Here is a 24,750-nt window from a genome sequence, read left to right as displayed (position 1 = left end):
GTGCGGATCTGCGGCGGTGCCGGCGAAATGTTCATCGGCGGCGGCGGCGCAACTGGCGGCGGCGGTGCCGTTTCCGGCTGCGGCTGCGGTTCGGGCGGCGGCGGTTCATCCTCCGGCTCGGGTGGCGGCGGTTCCTCAATATCAACCGTCGTTACGCGCTCAACCACCTTCGAAACGGCTTCGAAGGCAAGTCCGGTGACGAGCACATAGCCGATCGCGATATGAATTAAGGCAACGGCAACGAGCGCAATAATGCGGTTCGTGCTCATCTCTTGGTCAGCGTAGGCCATTCAGTCCCATCACTCCGTCATCACTGCCGGGTCTCACCCGGCATCTTTAGCGTTCCAGCGAATGCAAGGCTCTGCCAGAGAGCGATGCAATCTGTCTACCTCACCGTATGGAACGTTCCGAACCGGAAAACGGCTATGATGCGATCCCATGGTCGGCAAGGCCAGAAACAAGGTCTTATTATTTTTTTAAACCTCATTCGGGCCGACCCTTACCGACGATACCCACCCCACGCAATTGGTTTTCAGATTAAGCGCCAATTCAGTCCATTGCTGCTGGAACGAAGGCGATGAGACACTTGTTTCCCTACGTGAGCGGTTCCTTACGCCGCCTGCCTAACGATCGAGCGAGTTACAATGAACCGATACACTCTGCGCCCCGATGACGTTGTTGCCCAAGTCCGGTCCCGCCGGATTGTGGCTCCAGTTGCTGCTGCGGTCATGATGCTGGCGGGTCTGCAGGCAGCACCTCTCGCTGCGCAGACCCCAGCAGCCCCAACCATGAATGCAGGATCTCCGTCAGTGGCGAATGGCCCGACCTACGCTGACCTTGCCGCCCTTGCCGATGGCAATCCCACGATCCTGCGCGCGCAGATCCGCCGCATTGCGGAGGTGCCGCCCGAGCGTGCACCCGGCGTGGCTGCCAATCACCGCCGCCTCTATGTGGAGGCGCGGACTGAAGCTCTGCTGTCCGGCAGGTCACCGGTTGGCGAGAACCTCAAATATCTGGTCGACGTGCCGCTGAATGCGAAGGGCCGCGTCCCGAAACTGAAAAAGTCGCAGGTCCTCCTGTTCGCGCGCACGGCGCCGGGGCGGGCTGACGAGATCCAGCTGGTGAACCCCACCGCACAGCTCGCCTGGAGCCCTGAACTGGAGGCCCGGCTGCGGCCAATCGTCGCCGCCATGCTTGCGCCCGATGCGCCGCCGCGTGTCACTTCCATCCGTGATGCGCTGTCGGTCGACGGCAATCTGGTCGGCGAATCGGAAACACAGTTTTTCCTGAATACGGAAGAGGACGGGCCGGTATCTCTCAGTGTCCTGCGCAGGCCGAACATGGCGCCGCGCTGGGGCGTGTCGTGGACCGAGATTGTCGATCAGTCGGCCCGGGCACCTCAGCCCGCTACGCTCGAATGGTATCGTCTGGCCTGTTCGCTTCCAGCCGAATTGCCGGGGCAGGCCAATCTGTCGCGCGACCCGGCATCCCGCGCCCGTGCCGCGCAGGATTATGCCTTTGTTCTTGACCAGCTCGGCGAGTGCAGGCGTACCCGCTGAAGGTGGGGCAGGCGGCAGGCATCAACCGTGGCTCTTGCCGCCTAAAGACAAACTGGTTCCATCCGTCATGCTGCTCGCGCTAGGGCGCGAGGCATGACAGGATTCACTTACAGCTTCCGCGTGCGCTATTCGGAGGTCGACGCTCAGGCGGTCGTCTTCAATTCGCGCTATCTCGAATATGCAGATGTGCTGGTCAGCGCCTTCTTCCGCGATCGGGGCATCGGCGCAGCATCGGAGAACGACATAGAGTTCCACGTCGCGCGTGCGGAGGTGAACTATCGCCGACCGTTCGGCGTCGACGACATGATTGTCGGGTGCCTGAAGATTGCTCGCTTCGGAAACAGCAGCATGGTGGTGCGGATCGAGTTGCGGCACCAGGACGATCCCGCCGATGCCGCTCCGCGTACCGAGATCGAACTGACAAGCGTCCATATCGACCGTCCCGGCGGCAGTCCGCAGCGCATCCCCGATGAAGTGCGGGCGAAATTATGCGGGAAAATGGTCATGGACGCAGAGGGCACGCCGGCATGAGCCAGGGATCGAGCCCGCCGCTCCGGATCGCCCTTGCAGGTCTGGGCACCGTGGGCGCGGGGGTGGTGCGACTGTTGGCCGCCAATGCGGAACTGATTACCGCTCGCGCCGGGCGCAGGCTGGAGGTCGTGGCGGTCAGCGCCCGTGACCGGAATCGCGACCGGGGCGTCGATCTGTCGGGCTTCGCATGGGAGGACGACATGGTCGCCATGGCCGGGCGCGAGGACGTCGACATCGTCGTCGAACTGGTCGGCGGATCGGACGGGCCGGCGCTGAACCTTGCCCGCAGCGCACTGGCGGCGGGCAAGGGCCTCGTCACGGCGAACAAGGCGATGATCGCGCATCACGGGCTGACACTTGCCGAAGCTGCGGCGAAAAGCGGCGCGGCGCTGAAGTTCGAGGCTGCCGTGGCCGGGGGAATTCCCGTGGTGAAAGGCCTTCGGGAGGGGACATCCGCCAATCGCGTGGCGCGGATCTACGGCATTCTGAACGGCACCTGCAATTACATCCTCTCCAAGATGGAGGAGAGCGGCGCCGATTTCGCGGAGACCTTGGCCGAAGCGCAGGCGCTGGGCTATGCCGAGGCCGATCCCGGCTTCGATATCAAAGGGGTGGATGCCGCGCACAAGCTGGCAATCCTGGCGGCCATCGGCTTCGGCGCAAAGATCGATTTCGCGGCGGTGCATTGCGAGGGCATCTCCGCCATACGCGCTGCCGATATCGCGCAGGCCGATGCGCTTGGTTACGTCATACGCCTGATCGGAATTGCCGATACGGAAGAGGGCGCAACCGGAAAGCAGCCCCGTCTGCTACAGCGGGTACGCCCCTGCCTCGTGCCCAAGCATCACCCGCTCGCCCATGTGTCGGGGCCGACCAATGCCGTCGTGGCGGAGGGGGATTTCGTCGGGCGATTGCTTTTCCAGGGTGCGGGCGCGGGCGACGGGCCGACTGCGAGCGCTGTGGTGGCCGACCTTATAGATATAGCGCGAGGCGATGTTTCGCCGCCCTTTTCCGTTCCGGTGGATCGGCTCGTGCAGATGGCTCCGGCCGATCCCGGCGACCGGACGGGCCGAACCTATCTGCGCCTGACTGTCGCCGACAGGCCCGGCGTTCTCGCCGAAATCGCAACGGCTACGCGCGATGCGGGCGTCTCAATCGAGAGTCTGATTCAGAAGGGCCGTCCCGAGGAAGGCGGCGAAGTGCTGGTCGCGCTAGTGACGCACGAGGGGCCGCAGCGCTGCGTCGACGATGCCGTCGCCCTGCTCGACGGATCGGACAGCCTTACCGCGCCGCCGCTGGTCATGCCGATCCTGAAGGCCTGACGCGGTCTATTCCGGCTGCGGAGCTGCGGCTTCCGCAGCCGGATCAGCCGCTGCGGGCGCGTTCCGGTTTGCATTCCCCAGCGGCGGCAGTCCTCGGGATATCCGGTCCGCATCCGATCCCGGCGGCGCATCCGGCAGCGCCTCGAAATCGACGATGTAGATGGGCGGAGGCGGACAGCCCTTCAGTCCGATGCCGCATAACCCGCCAACCGTGGCCGGTCCCTTGAAGATGTATGCTCCGGATACGTCTGGCGCGCGCGGAACCCCATCGCCGATGGCCTGGCCGCTGGCGGTGTCGGATTCCACACGGAACTGAGCATTATCCACACGCTGGCCGCAGACGACGATCTCGCCCTCCGCTGCGGGTCCGCAATCGCGTGGCCGGGGCGGGCCATAGGCGTCGCGAGAAGCTTCCAGCGCGTCTTCTGCAGTCGAGGTTTGCGCTGGTGCGGCGGACGGCGCGCTCTCGACCTGAGCATGGAGCGGACTTGCAAGCGAAATCGCGAAGATTGCCGCTGCCGCCCTGATCGGCAAATCGCGCGCGGCGCTTCTCGACATTGCATGATCCCCCGTTTAAGCGCCTGCCACACCAGCCTTCCGGGGAGTTAATCCGCCATGAATGATATGAAATCCGCCGCCGTGAGCAAAAGCAGCACGCTCGACCGAGTGCTCGTCCTTGAAATGGTGCGCGTGACCGAAGCCGCTGCCGTTGCCGCCTCGAAACTGATCGGCCGGGGCGATGAAAAAGCCGCCGACCATGCTGCGGTCGAAGCGATGCGGAAGGCATTCGACGAACTTTACATGGACGGCACTGTCGTCATCGGCGAGGGCGAGCGGGACGAAGCGCCGATGCTCTATATCGGCGAAAAGGTCGGCGGCGCACCGGGCAAGGGCCCGAAGATCGACATCGCTCTCGACCCGCTGGAAGGCACCACCATCACCGCGATGGCGGGACCGAACGCGTTGGCCGTGCTGGCCGCTGCCGAAGCCGGATGCCTGCTGAACGCACCCGACACCTATATGGACAAGCTTGCGGTCGGCCCAGGTTATCCCGAAGGCATCATCAGCCTGGAAAAGAGCGTGACCGAAAACGTCACCGCCGTGGCCGAAGCCAAGGGCGTGAAGCCCGCGGACATCACGGTCTGCGTGCTCGACCGCCCGCGCCATGCCGACATCATCGCGGAACTGCGAAGCCTGGGCTGCGGCATTCACATGATCTCGGACGGCGATGTTGCCGGCGTGATTGCGGTGACGGACCCGGAAACGGGCATCGATCTCTACATGGGTCAGGGCGGTGCTCCCGAAGGCGTGCTGGCGGCAGCGGCGCTCCGCTGCGTCGGCGGGCAGTTCAACGGCCGGCTTGTGTTCCGCAACGAAGACGAGAAGGCCCGCGCCCGCAAATGGGGCATCGAGGAAAAGGATTTCGACCGGGTCTACAAGCTTGAGGAATTGGCCAAAGGCGATTGCATCTTTGCCGCGACCGGCGTGACCTCGGGTTCTCTGCTCGAAGGCGTAAAGGTGCGGCGCGACGGGACGATGACGACCGAAAGCGTCGTAATGCGCGCAAGCTCGGGCACCGTGCGCTGGATCAAGGGCGAACACCGGCTCGGCTGAGCGTGCATTGCCCGGCATGCATTCAGCGCTCCGGGCCTTCGCCTTCCCCAAGTCCATCATAGCCGAGGCCGCGCAATTCACCGGCGCGGCCTTCGCTTGCCAGATCGGCAGCGGTATCGGGCGTGCCGTAACGCTGCACCGCTTCCACGGTCCATAAGTCCGGCTCGTCGCCAGGTGCATTCCGATCATCCTGCGGCAATCGGCGGCGCGCAGGTCTGGCGCCGGTCCTGTCCGGCGGACCCACCCACAGGCGCAGGATCAGCAGCAATACGCCTGCGCCAATGAACATCCAGAATAGCATGAAGGCAGACTACGCCCCGCTCTGTCCACGGCAAGCGGCGGCGTTTCTGTTGCATATTGAAGGCAGCGCGCCATAGAGACGCTGCGAATCCCCATCTTGCGAATACGGAGCATCTGCATGAAGATCATGGCCGGCAATTCCAACCTGCCGCTCGCCCGCGCGATTGCAGGCTATCTCGAACTTCCGCTGACCGACGCCAGCGTCCGGCGTTTCGCGGATGAGGAAATCTTCATCGAGATTCACGAGAATGTCCGGGGCGAGGATGTCTTCATCGTCCAGTCGTCCAGCTTCCCGGCCAACGACAATCTGATGGAACTGCTGATCGGCATTGATGCGCTGCGCCGCGCCTCCGCCCGCAGGATCACGGCGGTTGTCCCTTATTTCGGCTATGCGCGGCAAGACCGCAAACCCGGCCCGCGCACGCCGATTTCGGCCAAGCTGGTGGCCAATCTGATTACCGAGGCAGGCGCCGACCGCGTCCTCTCGGTCGATCTGCATGCCGGGCAGATCCAGGGCTTCTTCGATATTCCGACAGACAATCTGTATGCAGCGCCGGTCATGGCTGCCGACATTCAGGCCCGTTATGGCGAGGATGATCTGATGGTCGTCTCCCCCGATGTCGGCGGCGTGGTGCGCGCCCGGGCGCTGGCCAAGCGCCTCGACAATGCGCCGCTTGCGATTGTCGACAAGCGGCGCGAGCGGGCCGGCGAATCGGAAGTCATGAACATCATCGGCGACGTGGCGGGCCGGGCCTGCATCCTGATCGACGACATCGTCGATTCGGGCGGCACTTTGTGCAACGCGGCCCATGCGCTGCTCGATCAGGGCGCGAAGAGCGTCACCGCCTATATTACGCACGGCGTATTGTCGGGCGGGGCGGTCGCGCGGATCAATTCCTCCAGCCTCAAGGAATTGGTGATCACCGACACCATCCGCCCGACCGATGCTGCCCAGGATTCGGATCGCATCCGCATCCTGACCGTGGCTCCGCTGATCGGCGAGGCCGTGCGCCGCATCGCGGACGAATCCAGCGTCAGTTCTTTGTTCGACTAAACCGGCAGCGCGGTTGACCCGCGCAATGGCAGCAGCGAAGGACCGGGCATGAAACTGGACCAGGAAATCGCTCTCGCCCATCGCCTTGCCGAAGCAGCAGGCGCCGCCATTCGCCCGCATTTTCGCCGGGTCGATGCCGAACGCAAGGGCGATGCCTCGCCCGTGACGGAAGCCGACCGCGCCGCCGAAACGGCAATGCGCGCGATCCTGCAGGCCGAGGTGCCGCAGGATGGCATCGTTGGTGAGGAGTTCGGGACGGAACGCGGCAGTTCGGGCCGGGAATGGGTGCTCGACCCCATAGACGGGACGGTCGGCTTCATCGCGGGACGGCCAATCTTTGGCACGCTGATCGCCTTGCTGGTCGACGGTTGGCCGGTCATGGGCATGATCGATCAGCCAATCCTTGGCGAAAGGTGGGTGGGCGCAACCGGTCGTCCCACGCTGTTCAACGGTGCGCCCGTCACCACCCGTGCCTGCCGCGAACTGTCGGCAGCCAGCCTAGCGACCACCGGACCGCATTACTTCAACCCGCACGAAGGGGCGCAATTCATGGCGCTGGCCGGTCAGACCGATCACAAGCGCATGGTCATGGGCGGCGACTGCTACAATTACGCCATGCTCGCCTCCGGCCATCTGGATGTGGTGTGCGAAGCCGAGCTGAAGCTTTACGACTGGGCCGCGCTGGTGCCGGTGGTGGAAGGCGCAGGCGGGATGATGTGCGACTGGGCGGGCGAACCGCTGAATGCCGGAAGCGACGGCCATGTACTGGCGCTGGGCGATCCGGCGCGGCTGGAAGATGTCGTCGCCGCGTTGGAAGCAGGGAACTGATCTCCATGTCGGATGCGCGGCAGACCATCGTGATCACCGGCGGGGCCGCCGGTATCGGGCGAGGCACCTTGCTGCATTTTCACGGTCTCGGCTGGCGCATTTGCGCGCTCGACCGGGACGGGGAAGCCGTGGCCGAATTGCGCACCATGTTTCCGGCGACTGACTGCCTCGCTTTGCGCTGCGATGTTGGTGTCGAGAGCGAGGTGCAAAACGCATTCGCCGAAGTGGAAGGCTGGCTGGGCGACGTATTGCTGAATTGCCTGGTCAACAATGCCGGGATCGCCGACCCATATTGCGGCCCGCTGGAGGACGTCTCGCTCGCCGACTGGAACCGCTGGATGGATGCCAGCCTGACCGCCGCCTTCCTCTGCAGCCGCGCCGCGCTGCCGCTGCTGCGCCGGGCGGATGCGGCGAGCATCGTCAACATCTCCTCCACCCGCTCGCTGATGAGCGAACCGGAGAGTTTCGCTTACGCCGCGTCCAAGGGCGGTATCGATGCGCTCACCCATGCCATGGCCGTCAGCCTCGGCCCGAAGATCCGCGTAAACGCGATCCTGCCCGGCTGGATCGAGACCGGCTCCTAGCAGAAGGCGGCGGATCGCGAGCAGCCCGACCATTCCGAAAGTGCGAAGGCGCAGCACCCCGCAGGCCGAGTCGGTACCGTCGGGGACATTGCCGAGGCGGTCGAATATCTGGTGAACGCCGGCTTCGTAACCGGTACCCGCATCGTGGTCGACGGCGGGATGACCCGCAAGATGATCTATCACGGGTGAGCGGTCCGGACTTGCCATCGGCAGGATGTGCCGGTAAGGGCGCACGCTTCACAGACACGTAATTCCTCGCCTGCCTGGCTGTAAGGGCTGCCATGGCCGGTCGGACGTGTCTCTTGCGAAGGAGACCCAAATGCCCAAGCTGAAGACCAAGAGCGGCGTCAAGAAACGCTTCAAGCTCACCGCCACCGGCAAGGTGAAGCACGGTGTTGCCGGTAAGCGCCACCGCCTGACGCACCACAATGCCAAATACATCCGCCAGAACCGCGGCACCGATGTCCTCGCGAAGGCCGACTGGGCCGCCGTGAAGAAATGGGCGCCTTACGGCCTCGATTGAGCCAGCCTCGCTGACCTGACGGAGTATCTAGCACATGACACGTATCAAACGCGGCACGACCACGCGCCTCAAGCACAAGCGTCTTCTCGACAAGGCGAAGGGCTATCGCGGCCGCCGCAAGAACACCATCCGCGTAGCGCGCCAGGCTGTCGAAAAGGCCGGCCAATACGCCTATCGCGACCGCAAGGTAAAGAAGCGCACTTTCCGCGCCCTGTGGATCCAGCGCATCAACGCCGCGGTTCGCGCCGAAGGCCTCAGCTATTCGCAGTTTATGCATGGCGTGAAGCTTGCCGGAATCGAGCTTGACCGCAAGGTCATGGCCGACCTCGCCATGAACGAAGGCCCGGCCTTCGCTGGCATCATCAAGCAGGCGAAAGCCGCGCTGCCCGCATAAGCGATCGGCCGATTAGATTAAAGGCGCAGGGAGCGGTTGCTTCCTGCGCCTTTTTCTTTGCCTTAGCGGGGGCGAAAAGGTGCCAGGCCGAACCGTGCCAATCGCCTGGTGCATCGCCCCTGCGCCTGTCCCATGATGCGGGCCGCAACAGCGCGGGCCCGCATCAATTTGGTCAGAGCGTCAGATAGGCGATGTATGTCACATAGATCGCCAGGAACACGCCGCCTTCCCAGCGCTTGAGCGTCCAGCCCGTCCTCAGGAACAGCCCCAGCAGCGCTGTCACGCCGAGCAACACCCAGATGTCGAAAGCGGCAATTTCGGCAGGTACTTCGATCGGATGCACGACGGCGGTCATGCCGAGAATGCCGAGCACATTGTAGATGTTCGACCCGATCACATTGCCCAGCGCAACATCCGCATGACGCCTCAGGGCGGCGATCACACAGGCAACCAGTTCGGGCAGAGACGTGCCAATCGCCACGACGGTGAGGCCAATCACGGTTTCGGTAACGCCGAAATCGCGGGCGATCTCGATCGCGCCATCGACCAGCAGACGTGCCCCGATGATCGTGCCGATGATCCCCACGGCGGCGAGTCCGAGAGCCGCAATCAGGCTCATCCCTTCGGGTTTCACGTCCGCGACGACATGTTCATGCATCGCTGCTTCTGCATCGGGCTGCAGCTTTTCACTGCGATAGGCCCAGACGATATAGACGACCAGCAGCGCCAGCAGGACGAGGCCAACCGGGCGGCTGAGCACGCCCAATGTCACCGCGCCCAGGCAGGCCAGAGTCGCCACGGCCAGAGCCAATCCGTCGCGGCGAAAAGCGGCAGGGTCGATGGCGAGCGGCAGGATCAGGGCCGAGATGCCGAGGATCAGCAGGATATTGGCGATGTTCGAACCGACCACATTGCCGACCGCAATACCGGGTGCGCCGTCGAAGGCAGCGAACAGGCTGGTCACAAGTTCTGGCATCGACGTGCCGAAGCCCACGATGGTGAGACCGGCCAGCAAAGGCGACACGCCCATCCGTTCCGAGACGGCAACAGCGCCGCGCACCAGAACGTCGCCGCCAACGGCAAGCAGGACCAGACCGACGATTATGAGTATGATTGTCATGCGAAATCCTTGATTGCTTCTTGGCCGACTGTCGCAAACAGGCAGCGCGTCAACGGCTCGCCTCTACATGCAGCGAGAACGGCAGGCCATCTTGGCCGATTGCCTGCCGCGTCGACATCAGTCGAAGAATTCCGACAGAAGCGATTTTTTCTTCTTCGGCCGGTGTTTGTCGTAATACCGGTCGTGCCGCCGATCGTCGCCTTGTAGCATCGAGGCAGCCATATCCATCAACCCTCCCGAGCTGCGGCCGCGATCGTCGGCAGGTCGCGTATCGCCACTGCGGTCCACTGGTGCAGCGGTCCGTTCAATGATCTTGTCGAGTTCGCCGCGATCAAGCCAGACGCCGCGGCATGAGGGGCAGTAATCGATCTCCACCCCGCTGCGATCCGACATCGACAGGCCGGTCCGGCAAACGGGGCAGAGCATGGATGAGACGGCTTCGTGACTACGCATTTTCAATCCTTCCTGCCGCTGGCCGAAGGGGCTCAGCAGCATCTGAAACAATTCGATGACGTTCAGGTAGAGCAACCATTTGCGCCCTGCTTTCGCAATGACAAAGGCTGCCGTGGGGATCAGGCCGCCGCGCATTCAGGTGAACACCCGGACCGGATAAAGTGCCAACGGCGTCCGCCCTGCGGGCCGGTGCAATGGGGTTCTGCATATTTTCTCCTTCGATTTCTTCCGAAGGGAGCAATATGTCCGGTGCCTGATGTGCAGGCATCCATCGATCAGCCCCCCTTGCAGGGAGCGATCCGACATCGCGGACGCGCATCGCGCTTCCGCCAGAGGGGCCCGGGTCGCCCCGACGACATACATTTGTGCAAGGGTGCTTTCAACAGGATTTGACGCGCCGATGCCGTTGCAGAAAAGCGCGCCCAAATGACGATGGCACTCAGTCTGGGTGACGCCTCGCCGGTTCTTCTTTCGCCAGGCGGCGCGCGGTCGTGGCGGTTTGCAGGACGAATAGGCCGATCAGCAGCAGCCCGACGCCGCCCACGAAAAGGTCGAAGCCGTTGAGGTGCCAGACGACCGGATTTTCCGGTCCGGCAATCAGCATCGCCAGCGTCAGTCCGATCAGCACCAGACGCAGTTCGGTCGGCCCGGCATTGAGGTAGGACAACCGCAGTTCCCCGACCACCTTCACCGAGAGAAACGCATGGATCGACATGAGTAGATAGCCGACAAGCGCGACCAGCGCGACGGTCAGTTCGACATAGGAACTTAGCCCGATGCCGACCACCACCAGCATGGTCGCAAAGCCGTCGCAGCTATGATCGAGGAAATAGCCATAACGCGGCCGTTCGATCTTGCGGAACCGCGCGAGGCTGCCATCAAGCGAATCTCCGAACCAGTGCACGACATATCCGCCGATCGACAGCCACAGCCAATCCTCGTCGACATTGCTGGAGAGGTAACCGGCGAAGACCATGAAAGCACCGAACATGCCGATGGCGGTCAGAATGTCGGGAGTGATCCAGCGGGGCAGTATCGCACAGAGCCGGTTCAGAATGCGTCGCTCGGTCCGGGCGACAAGGTTTTCCTGAATGCGCTGGATCGGGGCATCCGGTGCCTTTGGAACTGGAGCCATCGCCTTCACTTTCGATTAGGGGCATGATTGTGACACGTGCCGCATCACGCCGCCGGCCGCTCGATACCCTGCGAGCGCCACACACTCAAGCCATGCGGCGGAATAGCGCATTTCTCCAGCAGCGGCCCAACTAGTCACCACATCCCCAATGACGTGCGGAAACCCGCTGGTCATATCTTCGTTCAAGCCGCCGCCGCCTTAGGCGCCAAGATCCAGCCAGATATCGAATAGCCGACCAAACATGAACGTGAACGATCCTGCGATCAGCAAGGCTCCGATCACGATGCCATGAACATGCTTGCGATGCGCCGCATGATCACCTTTCCGCGCCGATGCCACGATCCGCCAACTGACGAAAAGCGTCAGTATGGAGAGGAGGTGGATCGGGCTGAACCCACCATCGTTGATGTCGCGAATGAAAAAAGAGTCAATGGCTGTCGTTACCATCGATCCGATCCACACATATCCCAGCACCCTGTGCAGCCGGTCGCCTTTCGCTCGCAGAAGCAGGATCGGAGTCAAGGTGAGAACCACTCCTAGCGTGATGAAATGAATGGGGTAGGTAAATGGAACGGAAGCCACCTGCTCACGGCCCCGCCATACCGCAAGGATCATGGCGCCCAGCATCAGGAAGCACCCGATAGACAAGACGTAATCCATCGGTCCCGGCTTGTATCCCCACATCTTGCGGGTTTGAAGCTCTGCACTCGAAGCAGCCCTGGTCGCCATCGTAGTCCCTCCCTGAAAGTTGAACACTATCGCGATTATTTTTGTTCTTGGGTCACGTGCCCTAACGCCAACATGCCAGGATCGTTGTGACCTTCCGATCCGTTAAGTGCCCCACAGGTTTCCGGCTGAAGCCATCACCGGAGTGCCTCAGTTCAAGGCATACCGGATTGCACAGAATTATCGAGCAAGGAAAGAGCAGGCAAAATGATGAGCAGAGTGTCCGTATACGGAATTCCCAATTGCGATACGGTTCGCAAGGCGCGCAATTGGCTCGAAGCCAAAGATGTCGACCATAGCTTTCATGACCTTCGCAGCGACGGCGTACCCGCGAGCGATCTTGAGGAGTGGGCGGACACGGTCGGGTGGGAAGTGCTGCTGAACCGCCGCAGCACGACTTTCCGCAATCTGGACGAAGCGGACAAGAAGGACATGAACCGGGCCAAGGCTCTGCAGTTGATGCAGGCGCATCCCACCCTGATAAAGCGTCCGGTTGCGGTGAAGGCGCAGCGCGTTTTGGTCGGTTTCACACCCTCGATCTGGGAAAATGACCTTGGCTGATGCCGATGCGGAATGGATGGCGCAGGCCATCGCGCTCGCCATTGCGGAAAAGGGAACCGATCCTGCCAATACGCCGAAAGCAGCCGTGGTCGTTCGCGGCGGCGCGCTGGTCGCCAGTGGCGTCAACCGCACCGCAGAAACCTGCGATGCGACCGCGCATGCAGAGATTGTTGCGTTGCGGGCTGCGGGAAACATGCAGATCAGGGGCCCCACGCTCTATTCCACTTTACAGCCCTGCGGCATGTGCACCATGGCCGCGATCTGGGCTGGCGTCACTCGCATCGTCTATGGAGCAGGTCGGGAGGACGTGCATGAGATGTATTTCGAGGATCGGCATCTCTCCACCCTCGACTACATCGCCGACGCCTATAAGGACGATCTTGCCATCACCGGCGGCGTGCTGGTGGATCGCTGCACTCCGCTGTATTTTCATCCATGTGATGACGTGCCTGAAGAAATGCAGGCGAACCACTGATCCCCAATGGTCAGGAAGGCTACAGCGTGGGAGCGCTGCGCCGACGGGCGGTCAGGATGTAATTCAGCGCAAGATCGTCGGACAGGTGCAGGCCCTTCGTCGGCGAAAAGCCGATGCCCTGTGTCGAAGTGACGGTCAGCCCGACAATCTGGCACAGATCGGTCAGTTCTTCAGGTGTCAGGAAATCGGACCAGTCATGGGTGCCGCGCGGGATCAGCCCCAGCAATTCCGCTCCTTCCACCATCAGCATGCGCGAACGCGCCGTGCGATTGGGCGTGGACAGTACCATCAGCCCGTCCGGGGCGAGGTGGCCGACCAGCTGCGCCATGAAACGCTGCTTGTCCGCGACATGTTCGATCACCTCGAGGCTGGTGACCAGGTCGAAGGTGCCGAGACCCAAGCTGCCCAGTTCGCCCGCCCGGTAGTCGATGTCGAGGCCGCTACCCTCGGCATGAGCCATGGCGGCGGCGATGTTCTGCGCCGACGCATCCACGCCGGTCACGTCCGCCCCCATCCGCCGCAGCGGTTCGCATAAAAGGCCCGCACCGCATCCGACATCCAGCGCCCGCTTGCCATCCAGCGGCCGCGTCGTTTCGACATCGCCGCCCCAATGCATGTCCACGGCATCGCGCAGAAAGCGCAGGCGCACCGGATTCAGGCGGTGGAGCATGGCGGACGACCCCTTGGGATCCCACCAATCCGCAGCGAGGCTGCCGAAATGCGCGGCTTCTTCCGGCCTGATCGTCACGCCGGATCCAAGCTGCGTTGTGCCGTGGCTTACATTTGATACGGTTGCATCGTCCATGCCCGCATCCTAACAGCGCCGCAAAGCCCGCGCCAGCGCCATGGGGCGAAACTTCGGCCCGGAACCACGGCGCAAACCCCGGCCCGAAAACCCGGCAGCGCAGCAGCCCGATGAAAGGTGATAGATTGGCCCGCATCGTGATGAAATTCGGCGGCACCTCGATGGCCGGAACGGAACGGATTCGCCGCGTGGCCAATATCGTCCGCCGCCAGGCCGCGGGCGGCAATCAGGTGGCGGTGGTCGTCAGCGCGATGGCGGGCGAAACCGACCGGCTGGTCAATTTCTGCCGCGAGGCGAACGCGCTTTACGATCCTGCCGAATATGATGTGGTCGTCGCCAGCGGCGAACAGGTCACTTCTGGCCTGTTGGCGCTGACGCTGCAGTCTCTGGGCTGCAAGGCGCGCAGCTGGCTGGGCTGGCAGATGCCGATGAAGACCGTATCGGCCCATGCGCGCGCGCGCGTCGCGAGCATCGACGCTGCGCCCATGATTGCCGCGATTGAACAGGGCGAGATCGCCGTGATTCCCGGGTTTCAGGGCGTGTCGGAGGAAGGCCGCGTCACTACGCTGGGACGCGGCGGATCGGACACTTCTGCCGTTGCCGTAGCCGCTGCCCTGAAGGCCGATCGCTGCGATATCTACACCGATGTCGACGGCGTCTACACCACCGATCCGCGCATCGTCGCCAAGGCCCGCAAGCTGAAGGCGGTGACCTATGAAGAAATGCTGGAGCTAGCCAGCGTCGGCGCGAAAGTGTTGCAGACCCGCTCGGTCGGTCTCGCCATGAAGGAAGGGGTGCGGGTGCAGGTCTTGTCCTCCTTCGTCGACGACGATGCGACCCCTGCCGACGATCTGCCGGGCACGCTGATCGTGTCGGACGAGGAAATGACCCGAATTTTGGAGGATGGCCACATGGAACGCCAGCACGTAACCGGCATCGCGCATGACAAGAACGAGGCGAAGATCATCCTGACCCGCGTTCCCGACAAGCCCGGCGCGGTGGCCCATATCTTCGAACCGCTCGCGAATGCCTCGATCAATGTCGATATGATCATTCAGAACGTGGGCCGCGACAAGGGCGAGACCGACGTCACCTTCACCGTGCCGCAGTCCGATCTGGCGCGGGCGCAGGCCTTGCTGGAAGACAAGCGCGGCAGCATAGGGTTCAACCGCATCATCACCGACAGCCGTATCGCCAAGATCAGTGTCGTCGGCGTCGGCATGAAAAGTCATGCAGGCGTCGCCGCCACCATGTTCCAGGCGCTGGCTGACCGCGGCATCAACATCCAGGCGATCACCACCAGCGAAATCAAGGTCAGCGTGATGATCGACGAGGACGAGACGGAACTTGCCGTGCGCGTGCTGCACACGGCCTATGGTCTGGATGCTGCGGACGAGACTGCCTGAGCGGTTTTCCGCGCAGCCAGATGACGACCGGGGTCAGACTTCTCCGCCGATCGGGGCCGCCTGCCGCAACGTGACGACCATTGCCTGCGCAGCTACCTTCCTTGCCGTTTCGTCATTCGCCTGATGCGCGGCGACCAGAGCTTCGAGTTCCGGCATCAGTTGCGCCGCAAGCTCATCCGGCAGTTCTCCGGCGCGGTTCTGTATTAGATCCTGCAATTCGGCGACCCATTCGCCTTCATCGTTCAGCGGGACGGATTGGCTCAATTGCTGCGCCAGAACCCCGGCGCGCGAGATAATCTGGTTAGTCTCCAGCGCTTCTGCAGTGATGCCGGCGGCCGCATCGGGCGCACCGGCGGGCTGAACCGCATCAACCTCCGTCTCGCCGAGATCCTGTCCGCTGTCGCAGGCCGCCAAGGCCAGACTGCCGGCAGCGAGGGCCGCAAAGGCGGCGAATGGAGCGGGGCGAATGGGAGTGTTTCTGGCCATGTCGTGATTATCCTCTGACGGGTGATTTGCCTTTCCAACGCATGGCGGCGGGTGAGTTTCCGTAAAATCCGGCGCGCTTGCAGGCGGGGGCGGCTTTGCCTAAGCGCCGGGCGAACAGTCCCGCGCCGTTTCCGCGCCGGGCGGTATGCAGGACGGAACCAGACAGATGAGCGACCAGGCCAACTTCGATCACGCGATGAGCAAGGCGCTGATGCAGCGCGGTGCCGAATTCCTAGGCAGCGAATATGCGATCATGTGCGGGGCGATGAGCTGGGTGTCGGAACGCAATCTCGTCTCCGCCATCAGCAATGCAGGCGGTTTTGGCGTCATCGCCTGCGGAGCCATGACACCCGACCTGCTCGACCGCGAAATCGCGGCAACGCTTGCGCTGACGGACAAGCCTTTCGGCGTGAACCTGATCACGATGCATCCCGACATTACCGACCTGATCGAGGTCTGCGCCAAGCACAACGTCACGCATGTGGTGCTGGCTGGCGGCATTCCGCCCAAGGGCAGTGTCGAGGCGATCAAGGCTTTCGGGGCGAAGGTCATCGTCTTCGCCCCCACTCTGGCGCTGGCGAAGAAACTGCTGCGTTCGGGCGGCGATGCCCTGGTGATCGAGGGTATGGAAGCGGGTGGCCACATCGGCCCCGTCTCCACCAGCGTGCTGGCGCAGGAATTCCTGCCCGAATTAAGCGCAGATCATCTCGTCTTCGTCGCCGGCGGTATCGGCAGGGGCGAGGCGATTGCCGGATATCTGGAAATGGGCGCGGTGGGCGTACAGCTTGGCACCCGCTTCGCTTGCGCGACCGAGAGCATCGCTCATCCCGATTTCAAGAAAGCCTTTTTCCGCGCCAATGCGCGCGACGCCATCGCCAGCGTGCAGGTCGATGCCCGCCTGCCGGTGATCCCCGTCCGCGCCCTGAAGAACAAGGGCACCGAAGCCTTTACCGGCAAGCAGCGCGAAGTGGCCGGCGTTCTCGACCGCAAGGAGATCAAGATGGCCGAAGCGCAATTGCAGATCGAACATTACTGGGCAGGTGCCTTGCGCCGCGCGGTCATCGACGGGGATGTCGAGAACGGCAGCCTGATGGCTGGCCAGTCGGTCGGCATGGTCAAGGTGGAAGAGCCGGTCGCCACCATCATCGGCAGTCTGATGGACCAGTGCGAGACGGCGCTGCAACGGCACTGACGCACCGCTAGAGACCGAACGCCTTCATCCCTGCGTCTATCATTCCTTCCAGCCCGCCACGAACCCCGCCGCGCTGCGAGGCCATCGGCGATTCCTCGACGATCAGGACACCGTCGCCGCCGCGAACCTTGTCTTTCAGCAGGCTCTCCTTACCCAAGAAGTAGGGCCAGTAGGTTTCCGTCCGCGTCACCGAATAGGCAAGATCGGCCGAAAAGCCGACCATCTGTTCCTGACCCAGGACGCGCCCCTCCTTGGCCGATTCCACCCTGATCCCGCGCCCGCCCTTCAGCACCAGGCGGACGGGGCCGTGAAAGACCAGGAAACGCAATTGCATCGTCAGCCATGCGTTCAGCGAAAACAGCCGCCAATGGCTGGTGATCCGCATCGGCGCGTTCCGTTGCTGGACTACCGCCGCCAGCGCGCGCGGCTGCAACACGCAGGCGGAATTCGCAGGCAAGTCGATGATGGCTAATTCGGCGAAGGCGTTCTGCGTGTCCGACACGGTCAACATCTGCCCGTCTCCCCTGATCCGGGTGAGGAACACCATGCCGCTCGCCATGCTGGACAGCGGGTGACGCCAGTCGAGCAGCCACTTCGTGCGGCTCTCCACAGTATCGGACAGGGACTGCAGGTAGTTCTGCCGCACCAGCAATTCCTCGCCCGGCTGGAGGTCTATCGACGTTGAAACGGTCGAGGGCGCGCTTTGCCTGACAGGCGCGCCGCGCCCGCCCGGGACCGCGATGTGAATGGCACCGCGCCGCATTGCCATGGGCGCAAGCACGAACCAGAACATTAGCCGGATGACATAGGGCATCAGCAAGATGCCGATCAGCAGCAGCGCCGCTTTTTCCATCAGGTCGCGCAGGGTGGCCCGAGTTTCGCCAGAACTGACCCGTCGCAGCGCATCGGCAGACTGCGTCGCCAGTGCAGCATATTGCGCATTCGCCTGTCCTACGGCCGTGGCGGCAGCGATTCCTGCCTTGCGCCGCGCTGCCAGCTTGCCTGCCAGCCCGCATTGATTGTCGCGCCGGGTTTCCAGCTGCGGTCCCTGCCCGTAAATCCAGTCCCGCGCCGTGCGGTCCACCGGGTTGCGGCGGCTGTAGGCTTGCAGCGCGCGTTCAGCGCGCGCGCAGCGTGCTTCGACCGTGGCGATGGCGCGTTCAGTCGGAACCCGCGCCAGCGGCGCAAGCGCCGCATGCGCGGACTGCCGGTCACGCGCTGCCTGCAACAGCCCGATCTCCCTGCGCAGGAGGCCGATCTGCAAATCCCGCCGATAGCTTTCGATTATGCGGCTGGGGCGAACGGAGTCCAGCCAGCCGCCGCCCTCGCTCTGCTCCGCCTGCAGATTTGCCAATTGAGCTTCCGCTGCCTCCAGGCGGGCGGCGAGTGCTTCACCCGGCAGGTCGGCGATCTCGTCACCGAGTGCGTTCCAGCGCTCTACGGATGCCGCAAGCGCCTCCTCCGTTCGGGCGCTCAAGCTTTCGGTGGACGCGATGTCCTGCCGGAATGATCCCTGCCCGATGTAGCTCGAGACCGAAGGCCAGACGAGGACGTAGAAGGCCAGCGCCGCGACGATCGCCAGATAGAGCAAGGTTCGCCGGCCGAGCCAGCCCAGAACAGATTTCACCCGGTCACCTTCTTGTTCGGCATGGGGCAGGGCCTTGCAAATGCCGCAGGCCCGGGCAAGCGAAACCGCACCAGGTCTTTGCGCGGGCCGCCGCTGGACGAGGTTGGCCAGCATGCTAACATCCGCAATGCCAAGCGAAACGGAATGGCAAAGCGGAAAAGGACAGCAACGATGTGCGATGAACAGGATCTGGCGAATTTCAACTTGAAGGCGCTCAACCGCAGGCAATTCGCCGGTTTCGGTGCGGCCGGTGCCGCAGCCTCGCTGACCGCATGTTCCGCGACCGGCACGATGCTGGGTGTCGACGAAGCCGCCAGCCGCCTGACCGAGCGTATGGTGACGATCGAGACGCCTGATGGGCAAATGGACGCCTTCTTCGTGCATCCCGCCGGCGAACGCCGCCCCGGCGTGCTGCTGTGGCCCGACATCGCGGGCCTTCGCGAAGCCTTCATGATCATGGCCCGGCGCCTGGCGAGCGAGGGTTATGCCGTTCTGGTCGCCAATCAATATTATCGCAGCCAGCGGGCGCCGCTATGGGCGGATTTCGCCGCTTTCCAGGGCGATAACGGTTTCGAGAAAGCGGGCACCATGCGCGAGATGCTCGGTCCGCAGGCGATTATGCGCGACGCCACGGCAGCGATCGCCTGGATGGATGCACAGGAAGCGGTGGACACCACGCGCGGCATCGGTACGCAGGGCTATTGCATGGGCGGGCCCTTCACGGTCTACACCGCCGCTGCCGTTCCCACCCGGGTGCGCGCTGCCGCGTCGCTGCATGGCGGCGGACTGGTGCGCGAAGGCGAGATGAGCCCCCATCGCCTGCTTGACGACACGAAGGCCGCCTTCCTCTTCGCCATCGCGCAGAATGACGATGAAAAGGATCCGCAGGTCAAGATCACGCTGCGGCAGGTGGCGGAGGCAGCAGGTGTTCCCGTCGAAGTCGAAGTCTATCCTGCCGACCATGGCTGGACGGTGCTGGATTCGCCCGCCTATGACGAAGCGGCAGCAGAGCGGGCCTATGACAACATTCTGGAACTATATGGGTCGCAGCTTTGAGCATGCTGTAAAGCGCCACTCAGCGATCTAGGCATTGACAAATGCACCTTGGCCGCATCATTGCGTGTCGATGAAGCAGGGAACGGTCCTGCAAACGAAAAACACTGCATAAGGTTCAGGAGATTATCATGAAATTTGCCGGTCATTCCGCCATTGCCGCAGCTATCGCGCTTGCGGCAGCCCCGGTTGCCGCACAGGCAGCATCGATCGACCGCATGGCTGCACCTGTCAGCCAATCGACATCTTCCCAGCTGGGTAACGACGAAAGTTCCGCCCGCGTGATCGTACTCGTCGGTTTCGCTGCGCTCATCCTTGGCCTGCTGACCATTCTGGATGACGATGATGACGATAACGCGGTCAGCGTCTGACTTCTTCATTACAAGATGAATTCTCAAGAGGGTCGCACGCGGGTGCGGCCCTTTTTCGTCATGTCCGCACATCGGCATCGCTTTTTGTTGGTCGACGCCCCGGCCTGATGTAGGTTGGCCGATGAGAGAGGGTGTCACCTATGCTGTATATAATTCTCGGCTTGTTCGTCCTGCTGCTGCTGATCTTCCTGCTGATGGCGGTGCGGGTGGTAAAACAGGGGTTTGTCTATACGATCGAGAGGCTGGGGAAATTCACCCTGGCTGCCGAACCCGGCCTGCATCTGATCTTCCCCTTCATCGACAGGGTCGGGCACAAGATCAACATGATGGAACAGGTGCTCGACATCCCGGGTCAGGAAATCATCACCAAGGACAACGCCATGGTGGGCGTCGATGCCGTGGTGTTCTTTCAGGTACTGGACGCCGGCAAGGCTGCCTATGAGGTTTCCGGCCTGCAGAATGCCATTCTCGCCCTCACCACCACGAACCTGCGGACGGTGATGGGCAGCATGGATCTGGACGAGACGCTGTCGAAGCGTGACGAGATCAACGCGCGCCTGCTCTCCGTCGTCGATCATGCGACTTCCCCGTGGGGCATCAAGATTACCCGGGTCGAGATCAAGGATATTCGCCCGCCGATCGACATTTCGGAAGCGATGGCGCGGCAGATGAAGGCCGAGCGGCTGAAGCGTGCCGAGATCCTCGAAGCCGAAGGTGACCGGGCAAGCCGGATCCTGCGCGCAGAGGGCGAAAAGCAGAGCGCAATCCTGTCGGCCGAAGGCAAGCGCGAAGCGGCATTCCGCGACGCCGAAGCGCGCGAACGTGCCGCCGATGCCGAGGCACAGGCAACCCGTTCCGTTTCCGACGCCATCGCGCAAAGCGGCAATCAGGCGATCAATTACTTCATCGCGCAGGAATATACCAAGGCGCTGGGCAAATTCGCCACATCGCCCAACGCCAAGACGATCCTGTTTCCGGTAGAGGCGACGCAGCTGATCGGTTCGCTGGGCGGTATCGGCGAATTGGTGCGCGACATCACCAAGCCGGACGCAGTGCAGACGAACGACTCTTCGGGCACGCCCATACCCGAACGCCCGCGTGTCACTGTGCCGCGCACCGACGGACGTAGCGGACACCGTACGGACCGCAGCTGATGGACCTCACCGGCATCGAAGCCTGGCATGTCTGGATCGCGCTGGGGCTGTTCCTGGCGGGCCTGGAGCTGCTTGTGCCGGGCGTCTACTTCGTCTGGCTCGCCATCGCTGCGCTGGCCACCGGCGTGCTGGTCTTCGCTGCCGAGCCCGACCTCGTCATGCAGATCGTCAGCTTCGTGTTCCTCGCGCTGATAGCGGTATTCTCGGCCAAGCGCTTCCTGCGCGACAGTCCGATCAAGAGTTCTGATCCGCTACTGAACAATCGTATGGGCCGGCTGGTCGGTCAGACAGCGACAGTGACGCAGCCGATCATGAACGGTTCGGGCCGCGTGAAGCAGGGTGACAGTGAATGGCTGGCGAGCGGGCCAGACCTCGACAAGGGTGCCCATGTCCGAATTACCGGCAATGAAGGCGGGACAATGCTCGTCGAACCGCTCACCCTGATTGAAGACGAAGGCACGTTGCCGGCGGGTCCTGCCTGAACAGATCCTCTAGTGCCGGTCAGATCGTATCCCGGGTCTTGTCGGCGAAGCGCCCGTTCTTCCGGTATCGCACCATCCAGCGATCCAGAAAAAGGCCCAGAGGCCGCGGCTCGATGCCCATATCCTCAAGGACGGCATAGCGACCGGAAGGCACGTTCCCTTCCTTCAGCATCAGCCACTGATCGGTGCCCATGGGAGTCCCCGGCAGCTTGGCGAAGAAGCCCGAAAGGCCGTCAGGCACCGGCACGAAACTGCGACTGCGGCCCTGGGCCTCGGCGATCCTGCGGTTCAGTTCCATCATGGTGATCGGTTCGGGTCCTGCGATCTCGTAAATTCTCCCGCCATGCCGGGCAGGGTCCGAAAGCGCCGCAGCGACCGCATCGGCCGCGTCGTCAACATACAACATCTGCAGCGGCGCGTCGGGCGCGAAGACCGGCATGACGGGGAAGGACTGCACGAGACCCGCAAACATGGTGATGAACTCGTCGTCTTCTGCAAACAGGATCGGGGGGCGCAGGATCGTGGCACTCGGGAAGTTTTCGTGCACTCTCTGCTCGCCCAAAGCTTTCGCCCGCGCATAGCCCGATGCGCTGTCTGCATCTGCGCCGATCGCGCTTATCTGCACCAGGGCGCTAGCGCCTGCCTCACGCGCTGCCAGGGCGACGTGCCCGGCGCCTTCTCCCATCAGGCGGTCGAGATTGCCGGAAAACGCCCCGACCAGATTCACTGCAGCATCGGCCCCGTGCATGCTGGCGCGCACGCTTTTCAGGTCGGTGATATCGCAGCGGGCGAACTGGATCTGGCCAAGATTGGCCAGCGGCTTTAATGAGAATGCCTTTTCGGGATTGCGGCTGGCGATGCGCAGACGAGCCCCGCATTCGAGCAGTTCCTGCGCAATATGCGTGCCGAAGAACCCGCTGCCCCCGAACAGGGTGACAAGCTTTCCATCCAGAGTATCGCGTTTGGCCATAATATCGCTCGACATCCGCTAACTTTGTGAACCGCGCATAAACGTGCGGCACCGATCCAAGGCCGCATAGCCCTTGGCAGCGCCATGCCGCAATGGTCCAAAACTCGCAACAGTTCAGGCAGGAATGCACGACTTGTGATTGACAGGACGGCCGATGCTAAGCTATCGGCCCGCTCCTACCCGCGGACCGGCCACAGATGACCGGACCGCTCCGGTGCCCAGATGGCGGAATTGGTAGACGCACCAGCTTCAGGTGCTGGCGCTCGCAAGGGCGTGGAGGTTCGAGTCCTCTTCTGGGCACCAACGCTTATCAACGCACTGAAACCCTTGAGAAATCGTCGCACAGACGGTCCCCAGAGAGCGTTTGCTACGGAAAACTGCTACGGGAAGATGGCCTAACATCATCCCCAAAGGCGCAGGAGACCGTCACTTACGAGCACCGTGGGTGCTACGGAAAGCTGCTACGGGATTTGCCCAAAAGTGTGCATCGACGGGGGCGCACGCTCTACTATCGGAAGACTCTTCCCGCCGACGCGCAACGGCTTCTCAACCGGCTCGAAATCTGGCGCTCACTTCGAACCGACAGCCTGACTGTTGCCCAGCGGCGGTTGCCCCTCGTCGCTGCGAGCATCGAAGCCGTTATTGAGGAAGCTCGCGCGGTGGCAGGGGCGGCAGTGGACGAGACGCTCCTGAAACCGTTTGGAGACGATGCCGGGGAGGGTCTCTCACCCGTTTCCGCTCCCTCGATGCAGTCCCTTCAGCCGATCAGGTCCCTCACCCTTGGAGAGGGCTATCGTAGTTACATCGACGATCCCACTCGTGCTTGGACCGCGAACACGCGCGAAGCATACGAGACTAGCCGTAAGCTGGCCATTGCGGTGCTCGGCGAAGAAACTCCGCTCGCGTCGATTTCACGTGCTCATTGCCGCGACCTGTTAGATGTCCTCCGATTTCTTCCAGCGAACGCGGGCAAGGTCTTCCCGAAGCTCACCCCGCGCGAGGCGGCGGCTCGCGCGCGAGTTCGCGGCGACATCAAGATCATCAGCGCGGCCAACGCAAACTCCCTAATGTCGAACATGAGCAGCTTCCTCAACTGGGCGGTGAACGAAGAACTGCTCGCACGGAATCCAGCGCGCGGCCTTCGCCTGCCCGATCCAGTCAGCAAACGCGACAAGCGCCTTCCGTTCTCGCAGCAGCAGCTTGAGACAATCTTCAACGCTCCACTCTATCGTGGCTGTGCAGACGGGGAGCGAGGCTACAACGAGGCCGGAGACATGCGTCCACGCAATGCGCGGTTCTGGGTTCCGCTCATTGCGCTTTTCAGCGGTGCTCGACTGGGAGAGATAACTTCGCTCGACACGACCGACATACGGGAGATCGATAGGATTGAGTGCATCGTTGTGAGCGAGCGTTCTCTCGTGGGCAGCACCGACAAGCATCTCAAGACGGCTGTGAGTGATCGGGTGATCCCCATTCACCCGAAGCTGGTTGAGTGCGGCCTCCTCGATTTCGCTGCCGCGAAGCGGGAAGCAGGTGAAACGAAGCTGTTCGACGACATCGAGACTGGATCGACCGGCTCTCGTCCGGTCGTCTTCAGCAAGTGGTTCACGCAGTTCCTGCGCGCGTCTGGCGCTCATCAGCCGCGCACTTCGTTTCACTCCTTTCGCCATAACTTCAGAGATGAGCTACGCGCTGCGCGAGTAGATCATGACATCGCCATGCTGCTCGGTGGGTGGACGACCGGCTCGTCACGAAGCGCAGTGTCCGAGAACTACGGCAGCGGCTACCGAGTGGAGGCGCTGAATGATGCCGTCGTGAGACTCTCCTTCGATCAGGTCGATGTTCGCCATCTGGCGGCAGGCGCCAGATAGCACCCACGGTGCTCGTAAGTGACGGTCTCCTGCGCCTTTGGGGATGATGTTAGGCCATCTTCCCGTAGCAGTTTTCCGTAGCAAACGCTCTCTGGGGACCGTCTGTGCGACGATTTCTCAAGGGTTTCAGTGCGTTGATAAGCGTTGGTGCCCA

At 62.7% G+C, this 24,750-nt stretch carries 27 protein-coding genes, 1 tRNA gene and 3 pseudogenes; 20 read left to right on the top strand and 11 right to left on the bottom strand.

Annotation, left to right across the window (positions count from 1 at the left end):
• Positions 1-290: pseudogene (locus G7A66_RS09815) on the bottom strand (energy transducer TonB); the annotation flags it as partial.
• 519 nt (positions 291-809) lie between these two features.
• Here G7A66_RS09815 and G7A66_RS09810 point away from each other — a divergent pair.
• The 3 genes from G7A66_RS09810 (at position 810) to G7A66_RS09800 (ending at position 3,412) form a co-directional block, all read left to right on the top strand.
• Entirely contained in the window at positions 810-1,559 is a 750-nt protein-coding gene (locus G7A66_RS09810) for a hypothetical protein (protein ID WP_332310530.1), read from the top strand.
• A 93-nt stretch (positions 1,560-1,652) separates the two neighbouring features.
• Positions 1,653-2,090, top strand: coding sequence for an acyl-CoA thioesterase (locus G7A66_RS09805; RefSeq protein WP_174295503.1), 438 nt, complete (start codon positions 1,653-1,655; stop codon positions 2,088-2,090).
• Positions 2,087-3,412 carry a homoserine dehydrogenase gene (locus G7A66_RS09800; RefSeq protein WP_174295502.1) on the top strand — a complete coding sequence of 442 codons (1,326 nt, stop codon included), beginning with the start codon at positions 2,087-2,089 and terminating at the stop codon, positions 3,410-3,412. Before G7A66_RS09805 ends, G7A66_RS09800 begins: the two co-directional genes overlap by 4 nt.
• 6 nt (positions 3,413-3,418) lie before the next feature.
• On the opposite strand, the gene G7A66_RS09795 is transcribed toward G7A66_RS09800, so the two are convergent.
• Entirely contained in the window at positions 3,419-3,970 is a 552-nt protein-coding gene (locus G7A66_RS09795) for a hypothetical protein (RefSeq protein ID WP_174295501.1), read from the bottom strand.
• 66 nt (positions 3,971-4,036) lie between these two features.
• On the opposite strand from G7A66_RS09795, the gene glpX reads away from it, so the two are divergent.
• Positions 4,037-5,026: a class II fructose-bisphosphatase gene (gene glpX / locus G7A66_RS09790; protein ID WP_174295511.1), complete on the top strand. Its 990-nt coding sequence runs from the start codon at positions 4,037-4,039 to the stop codon at positions 5,024-5,026.
• 22 nt (positions 5,027-5,048) lie between these two features.
• Here glpX and G7A66_RS09785 read toward each other — a convergent pair whose 3' ends face one another.
• Entirely contained in the window at positions 5,049-5,327 is a 279-nt protein-coding gene (locus G7A66_RS09785; protein WP_174295500.1) for a hypothetical protein, read from the bottom strand.
• Positions 5,328-5,444: 117 nt separating this feature from the next.
• Between G7A66_RS09785 and G7A66_RS09780 the strand changes: the two genes are divergently transcribed.
• The 5 genes and pseudogenes from G7A66_RS09780 to rplT all read left to right on the top strand — a co-directional run bounded on the left by G7A66_RS09780 (position 5,445) and on the right by rplT (position 8,709).
• Entirely contained in the window at positions 5,445-6,380 is a 936-nt protein-coding gene (locus G7A66_RS09780) for a ribose-phosphate pyrophosphokinase (protein WP_174295499.1), read from the top strand.
• 48 nt (positions 6,381-6,428) lie between these two features.
• Positions 6,429-7,208 (top strand): histidinol-phosphatase, encoded by a 780-nt coding sequence (gene hisN, locus G7A66_RS09775; protein ID WP_174295498.1) that lies wholly within the window; start codon positions 6,429-6,431, stop codon positions 7,206-7,208.
• Positions 7,209-7,213: 5 nt separating this feature from the next.
• A pseudogene (locus tag G7A66_RS09770) lies at positions 7,214-7,981 on the top strand (SDR family NAD(P)-dependent oxidoreductase).
• A 130-nt stretch (positions 7,982-8,111) separates the two neighbouring features.
• Entirely contained in the window at positions 8,112-8,315 is a 204-nt protein-coding gene (gene rpmI, locus G7A66_RS09765) for a 50S ribosomal protein L35 (RefSeq protein ID WP_174295497.1), read from the top strand.
• 34 nt (positions 8,316-8,349) lie between these two features.
• Entirely contained in the window at positions 8,350-8,709 is a 360-nt protein-coding gene (gene rplT, locus G7A66_RS09760) for a 50S ribosomal protein L20 (RefSeq protein WP_174295496.1), read from the top strand.
• A 172-nt stretch (positions 8,710-8,881) separates the two neighbouring features.
• Here rplT and G7A66_RS09755 read toward each other — a convergent pair whose 3' ends face one another.
• The 4 genes from G7A66_RS09755 to G7A66_RS09740 all read right to left on the bottom strand — a co-directional run bounded on the left by G7A66_RS09755 (position 8,882) and on the right by G7A66_RS09740 (position 12,146).
• A complete protein-coding gene (locus tag G7A66_RS09755; RefSeq protein WP_174295495.1) occupies positions 8,882-9,829 on the bottom strand; it encodes a calcium/sodium antiporter in 948 nt (315 codons plus the stop codon).
• A gap of 117 nt (positions 9,830-9,946) precedes the next feature.
• Complete coding sequence (locus G7A66_RS09750; RefSeq protein WP_174295510.1) at positions 9,947-10,282, bottom strand: TFIIB-type zinc ribbon-containing protein; 336 nt, start codon at positions 10,280-10,282, stop codon at positions 9,947-9,949.
• Positions 10,283-10,721: 439 nt separating this feature from the next.
• Positions 10,722-11,417 carry a CDP-alcohol phosphatidyltransferase family protein gene (locus G7A66_RS09745; protein WP_174295494.1) on the bottom strand — a complete coding sequence of 232 codons (696 nt, stop codon included), beginning with the start codon at positions 11,415-11,417 and terminating at the stop codon, positions 10,722-10,724.
• A gap of 198 nt (positions 11,418-11,615) precedes the next feature.
• The gene (locus G7A66_RS09740; RefSeq protein WP_174295493.1) at positions 11,616-12,146 is read right to left on the bottom strand and encodes a DUF2306 domain-containing protein; all 531 of its coding nucleotides are present in this window, start codon (positions 12,144-12,146) and stop codon (positions 11,616-11,618) included.
• Between the two features lie 204 nt (positions 12,147-12,350).
• On the opposite strand from G7A66_RS09740, the gene G7A66_RS09735 reads away from it, so the two are divergent.
• Together G7A66_RS09735 and G7A66_RS09730 are read left to right on the top strand one after the other, a co-directional pair.
• On the top strand, positions 12,351-12,704 hold the full coding sequence (locus G7A66_RS09735) for an arsenate reductase (RefSeq protein ID WP_232366795.1): 354 nt from the start codon (positions 12,351-12,353) through the stop codon (positions 12,702-12,704).
• A complete protein-coding gene (locus G7A66_RS09730; RefSeq protein WP_408609256.1) occupies positions 12,691-13,179 on the top strand; it encodes a nucleoside deaminase in 489 nt (162 codons plus the stop codon). The genes G7A66_RS09735 and G7A66_RS09730 overlap by 14 nt, the downstream gene beginning before the upstream one ends.
• A gap of 19 nt (positions 13,180-13,198) precedes the next feature.
• Here the strand turns inward: G7A66_RS09730 and ubiG are convergent, their stop codons facing one another.
• Positions 13,199-13,984, bottom strand: a complete 786-nt coding sequence (ubiG, locus tag G7A66_RS09725; protein ID WP_174295492.1) for a bifunctional 2-polyprenyl-6-hydroxyphenol methylase/3-demethylubiquinol 3-O-methyltransferase UbiG — start codon at positions 13,982-13,984, stop codon at positions 13,199-13,201.
• Positions 13,985-14,109: 125 nt separating this feature from the next.
• On the opposite strand from ubiG, the gene G7A66_RS09720 reads away from it, so the two are divergent.
• Complete coding sequence (locus G7A66_RS09720) at positions 14,110-15,390, top strand: aspartate kinase (RefSeq protein WP_232366794.1); 1,281 nt, start codon at positions 14,110-14,112, stop codon at positions 15,388-15,390.
• A 33-nt stretch (positions 15,391-15,423) separates the two neighbouring features.
• Here G7A66_RS09720 and G7A66_RS09715 read toward each other — a convergent pair whose 3' ends face one another.
• Positions 15,424-15,876: a hypothetical protein gene (locus G7A66_RS09715; RefSeq protein ID WP_174295491.1), complete on the bottom strand. Its 453-nt coding sequence runs from the start codon at positions 15,874-15,876 to the stop codon at positions 15,424-15,426.
• Between the two features lie 166 nt (positions 15,877-16,042).
• On the opposite strand from G7A66_RS09715, the gene G7A66_RS09710 reads away from it, so the two are divergent.
• Entirely contained in the window at positions 16,043-17,068 is a 1,026-nt protein-coding gene (locus G7A66_RS09710; RefSeq protein ID WP_408609255.1) for an NAD(P)H-dependent flavin oxidoreductase, read from the top strand.
• Between the two features lie 7 nt (positions 17,069-17,075).
• Here G7A66_RS09710 and G7A66_RS09705 read toward each other — a convergent pair whose 3' ends face one another.
• Positions 17,076-18,809 carry an AIM24 family protein gene (locus G7A66_RS09705; protein WP_174295490.1) on the bottom strand — a complete coding sequence of 578 codons (1,734 nt, stop codon included), beginning with the start codon at positions 18,807-18,809 and terminating at the stop codon, positions 17,076-17,078.
• Between the two features lie 57 nt (positions 18,810-18,866).
• Between G7A66_RS09705 and G7A66_RS09700 the strand changes: the two genes are divergently transcribed.
• The 4 genes from G7A66_RS09700 (at position 18,867) to G7A66_RS09685 (ending at position 21,755) form a co-directional block, all read left to right on the top strand.
• Complete coding sequence (locus tag G7A66_RS09700; RefSeq protein WP_174295489.1) at positions 18,867-19,751, top strand: dienelactone hydrolase family protein; 885 nt, start codon at positions 18,867-18,869, stop codon at positions 19,749-19,751.
• Positions 19,752-19,879: 128 nt separating this feature from the next.
• Entirely contained in the window at positions 19,880-20,119 is a 240-nt protein-coding gene (locus G7A66_RS09695) for a hypothetical protein (protein ID WP_174295488.1), read from the top strand.
• 140 nt (positions 20,120-20,259) lie between these two features.
• Complete coding sequence (locus G7A66_RS09690; protein ID WP_174295487.1) at positions 20,260-21,273, top strand: SPFH domain-containing protein; 1,014 nt, start codon at positions 20,260-20,262, stop codon at positions 21,271-21,273.
• Complete coding sequence (locus tag G7A66_RS09685) at positions 21,273-21,755, top strand: NfeD family protein (RefSeq protein WP_174295486.1); 483 nt, start codon at positions 21,273-21,275, stop codon at positions 21,753-21,755. Before G7A66_RS09690 ends, G7A66_RS09685 begins: the two co-directional genes overlap by 1 nt.
• Before the next feature lie 19 nt (positions 21,756-21,774).
• Here G7A66_RS09685 and G7A66_RS09680 read toward each other — a convergent pair whose 3' ends face one another.
• Positions 21,775-22,725 carry a complex I NDUFA9 subunit family protein gene (locus tag G7A66_RS09680; RefSeq protein WP_174295485.1) on the bottom strand — a complete coding sequence of 317 codons (951 nt, stop codon included), beginning with the start codon at positions 22,723-22,725 and terminating at the stop codon, positions 21,775-21,777.
• Positions 22,726-22,941: 216 nt separating this feature from the next.
• Between G7A66_RS09680 and G7A66_RS09675 the strand changes: the two genes are divergently transcribed.
• The 3 genes and pseudogenes from G7A66_RS09675 to G7A66_RS09670 all read left to right on the top strand — a co-directional run bounded on the left by G7A66_RS09675 (position 22,942) and on the right by G7A66_RS09670 (position 24,596).
• Positions 22,942-23,028, top strand: a tRNA-Leu gene (locus G7A66_RS09675).
• A gap of 179 nt (positions 23,029-23,207) precedes the next feature.
• Positions 23,208-23,369: pseudogene (locus tag G7A66_RS14635) on the top strand (DUF6538 domain-containing protein); the annotation flags it as partial.
• A 234-nt stretch (positions 23,370-23,603) separates the two neighbouring features.
• Positions 23,604-24,596, top strand: coding sequence for a tyrosine-type recombinase/integrase (locus G7A66_RS09670; protein WP_174295484.1), 993 nt, complete (start codon positions 23,604-23,606; stop codon positions 24,594-24,596).
• Positions 24,597-24,750: the final 154 nt, after the last annotated feature.

This window comes from Alteripontixanthobacter muriae, assembly GCF_013336795.1.
Classification (GTDB): domain Bacteria; phylum Pseudomonadota; class Alphaproteobacteria; order Sphingomonadales; family Sphingomonadaceae; genus Pseudopontixanthobacter; species Pseudopontixanthobacter muriae.
Note: the sequence above shows the minus strand (reverse complement) of the source record. Positions and strands in the feature narration are given on the sequence as shown.

Bases quoted from the DNA above. Each gene is read 5' to 3' on its own strand.
- G7A66_RS09750 (WP_174295510.1), bottom strand. From the start codon at position 10,282: ATGCGTAGTCACGAAGCCGTCTCATCCATGCTCTGCCCCGTTTGCCGG.
- G7A66_RS09685 (WP_174295486.1), top strand. From the start codon at position 21,273: ATGGACCTCACCGGCATCGAAGCCTGGCATGTCTGGATCGCGCTGGGG.
- glpX (WP_174295511.1), top strand. From the start codon at position 4,037: ATGAAATCCGCCGCCGTGAGCAAAAGCAGCACGCTCGACCGAGTGCTC.
- G7A66_RS09690 (WP_174295487.1), top strand. From the start codon at position 20,260: ATGCTGTATATAATTCTCGGCTTGTTCGTCCTGCTGCTGCTGATCTTC.
- G7A66_RS09710 (WP_408609255.1), top strand. From the start codon at position 16,043: ATGAGCGACCAGGCCAACTTCGATCACGCGATGAGCAAGGCGCTGATG.
- G7A66_RS09780 (WP_174295499.1), top strand. From the start codon at position 5,445: ATGAAGATCATGGCCGGCAATTCCAACCTGCCGCTCGCCCGCGCGATT.
- G7A66_RS09715 (WP_174295491.1), bottom strand. From the start codon at position 15,876: ATGGCCAGAAACACTCCCATTCGCCCCGCTCCATTCGCCGCCTTTGCG.
- G7A66_RS09730 (WP_408609256.1), top strand. From the start codon at position 12,691: ATGACCTTGGCTGATGCCGATGCGGAATGGATGGCGCAGGCCATCGCG.
- rpmI (WP_174295497.1), top strand. From the start codon at position 8,112: ATGCCCAAGCTGAAGACCAAGAGCGGCGTCAAGAAACGCTTCAAGCTC.
- G7A66_RS09785 (WP_174295500.1), bottom strand. From the start codon at position 5,327: ATGCTATTCTGGATGTTCATTGGCGCAGGCGTATTGCTGCTGATCCTG.
- G7A66_RS09680 (WP_174295485.1), bottom strand. From the start codon at position 22,725: ATGGCCAAACGCGATACTCTGGATGGAAAGCTTGTCACCCTGTTCGGG.
- G7A66_RS09700 (WP_174295489.1), top strand. From the start codon at position 18,867: ATGTGCGATGAACAGGATCTGGCGAATTTCAACTTGAAGGCGCTCAAC.
- G7A66_RS09745 (WP_174295494.1), bottom strand. From the start codon at position 11,417: ATGGCTCCAGTTCCAAAGGCACCGGATGCCCCGATCCAGCGCATTCAG.
- G7A66_RS09740 (WP_174295493.1), bottom strand. From the start codon at position 12,146: ATGGCGACCAGGGCTGCTTCGAGTGCAGAGCTTCAAACCCGCAAGATG.
- G7A66_RS09805 (WP_174295503.1), top strand. From the start codon at position 1,653: ATGACAGGATTCACTTACAGCTTCCGCGTGCGCTATTCGGAGGTCGAC.
- G7A66_RS09705 (WP_174295490.1), bottom strand. From the start codon at position 18,809: ATGCTGGCCAACCTCGTCCAGCGGCGGCCCGCGCAAAGACCTGGTGCG.
- G7A66_RS09695 (WP_174295488.1), top strand. From the start codon at position 19,880: ATGAAATTTGCCGGTCATTCCGCCATTGCCGCAGCTATCGCGCTTGCG.
- G7A66_RS09800 (WP_174295502.1), top strand. From the start codon at position 2,087: ATGAGCCAGGGATCGAGCCCGCCGCTCCGGATCGCCCTTGCAGGTCTG.
- G7A66_RS09755 (WP_174295495.1), bottom strand. From the start codon at position 9,829: ATGACAATCATACTCATAATCGTCGGTCTGGTCCTGCTTGCCGTTGGC.
- ubiG (WP_174295492.1), bottom strand. From the start codon at position 13,984: ATGGACGATGCAACCGTATCAAATGTAAGCCACGGCACAACGCAGCTT.
- hisN (WP_174295498.1), top strand. From the start codon at position 6,429: ATGAAACTGGACCAGGAAATCGCTCTCGCCCATCGCCTTGCCGAAGCA.
- rplT (WP_174295496.1), top strand. From the start codon at position 8,350: ATGACACGTATCAAACGCGGCACGACCACGCGCCTCAAGCACAAGCGT.
- G7A66_RS09735 (WP_232366795.1), top strand. From the start codon at position 12,351: ATGATGAGCAGAGTGTCCGTATACGGAATTCCCAATTGCGATACGGTT.
- G7A66_RS09795 (WP_174295501.1), bottom strand. From the start codon at position 3,970: ATGTCGAGAAGCGCCGCGCGCGATTTGCCGATCAGGGCGGCAGCGGCA.